We start from the raw sequence: 1,767 nt of genomic DNA, 5'->3' as shown, positions 1-1,767 counted from the left end.
TGTACTAATTACCCGTGAGGCTTAACCATACAACGCCAAACGCGTTTTATGTGACAGTTCAAGCAAGAAGTTAATATTGCTAAAGTAGATATTTACGCAAAGACTTAAAAAATATTATCAGATATTTTCCAAATTCAGTTAATTTGTAGTGATACGAATTAACGCCTAATTTGCTTGGTAACCATAGCGTTTTGGACCCACCTGACCCCATGCCGAACTCAGTAGTGAAACGAAACAGCGCCGATGATAGTGTAGCATTTGCTATGTGAAAGTAGGACATTGCCAGGCTCCAAATTGTAGAAAGCCCGAATTTAACGATTCGGGCTTTTTTACGTCTGCAGAAAAGTGAAATGTGGGTGGCTGAACTTTGAACGCTGACGTTTTCAATATAAATGGTATCTATATTTTTTGCTTATTCTGATATAATAATGTTTGAATTTAGCGCAGATACGCCTGATTTTATATTCTAAAACACCCCTTTTGATTGTTCCCTACGGTGTAGTTATTTATTAATAATAGATCTAAATGTGTGTAAATAAGCAAAAAAGAGATATTTAAATTGAACGAAATGTACTTAAACTTATATAGCACGGTGTACCAATGAAACCACTCGATAGACGCTTTTCTGTAGCCCCAATGTTGGATTGGACTGATCGTCATTGTCGTACTTTTCATCGTAAAATGACTAAGCATACAGTGTTGTACACGGAAATGATCACCACGGGTGCTATTTTGTTTGGCCGAGGCGACTACCTACACTTTAATCAACACGAAGGGCCTGTTGCATTGCAGCTGGGTGGCTCTGATCCACAGGCTCTTGCACAATGTGCAAAGCTTGCGGGTGAGCGTGGTTATGACGAAATTAACTTAAACGTAGGTTGCCCGTCAGATCGCGTGCAGAATGGTCGTTTCGGTGCTTGTTTAATGGGTGAGCCGCAATTGGTTGCTGACTGTGTGGCGGCAATGAAAGCAGAAGTAAATATACCTGTTACGGTTAAAACGCGCATTGGTATTGATGAGCAAGACTCGTATGAGTTTTTGTGTGCACTTATAGAAGCGTCGCATAATGTTGGTTGTGATGATTTTATTATTCATGCTCGTAAAGCTTGGTTAAAGGGGTTAAGCCCTAAAGAAAACCGAGAGGTACCGCCGCTTGATTATCCACGTGTTTATCAGTTGAAAAAAGATTATCCACAACTCGATTTAAGTCTTAATGGTGGTGTTAAAACAATTGAACAAAGTTTAGAGCATTTACAGCATATTGATGGTGTGATGATTGGTAGAGAAGCGTATAGCAACCCATTTATACTCAATGAAGTGGATGAAAAGATTTATGGTGATATCGCTAACACGCAATCTCGTCATGATGTCGTGCGCTCTATGTATAGTTATATTGAAGACGAAATGCGCTTAGGGGCTAACTTTTGGCATGTTGCTCGTCATATGCTGGGGATTTTTCAGGGGCAGCCTGGTGCCCGTGGATTTAGGCGTCATCTGTCTGAAAATGGCCATGGAAAACAAGCCGACTTATCGGTAATGGATAAAGCTTTGAGTTTTGTACCTGAATAATCAGCTAAGTGAATAATTTAATAAATGAATAAATACAGCCATCTTCGGATGGCTTTTTTGTTTGCCCAGCGAAGCTGGCAAACCCGATAGGCTGAAAGATGCCTTATTACCCTGACTAAGGGGAAGATAATCTGAATGGCAAGGGCGTCACTGGCCAACGGTGGGGTCTGAAGGAAGCCATAAGAAGTTAGAGGTACA

At 40.6% G+C, this 1,767-nt stretch carries 1 protein-coding gene, 1 rRNA gene and 1 pseudogene; 2 read left to right on the top strand and 1 reads right to left on the bottom strand.

Features of this window, described 5'->3' with window-relative positions:
- Positions 1 to 173: 173 nt before the first annotated feature.
- Both rrf and dusA read left to right on the top strand, forming a co-directional pair.
- Positions 174 to 288 (top strand): 5S ribosomal RNA (gene rrf / locus HC000_RS18175).
- Between the two features lie 312 nt (positions 289 to 600).
- Positions 601 to 1,569: a tRNA dihydrouridine(20/20a) synthase DusA gene (gene dusA / locus HC000_RS18170; protein ID WP_080516805.1), complete on the top strand. Its 969-nt coding sequence runs from the start codon at positions 601 to 603 to the stop codon at positions 1,567 to 1,569.
- Between the two features lie 17 nt (positions 1,570 to 1,586).
- Here the strand turns inward: dusA and HC000_RS18470 are convergent.
- Positions 1,587 to 1,767: pseudogene (locus HC000_RS18470) on the bottom strand (hypothetical protein); the annotation flags it as partial.

This window comes from Pseudoalteromonas sp. MIP2626 (genome assembly GCF_013414205.1).
Taxonomy (GTDB): Bacteria; Pseudomonadota; Gammaproteobacteria; order Enterobacterales; family Alteromonadaceae; genus Pseudoalteromonas; species Pseudoalteromonas nigrifaciens.
This window is presented reverse-complemented; position numbering and strand designations above follow the sequence as displayed.

What these genes read in the sequence shown, in the direction of transcription:
- dusA (WP_080516805.1), top strand. Translation starts at nt 601, where the DNA reads ATGAAACCACTCGATAGACGCTTTTCTGTAGCCCCAATGTTGGATTGG.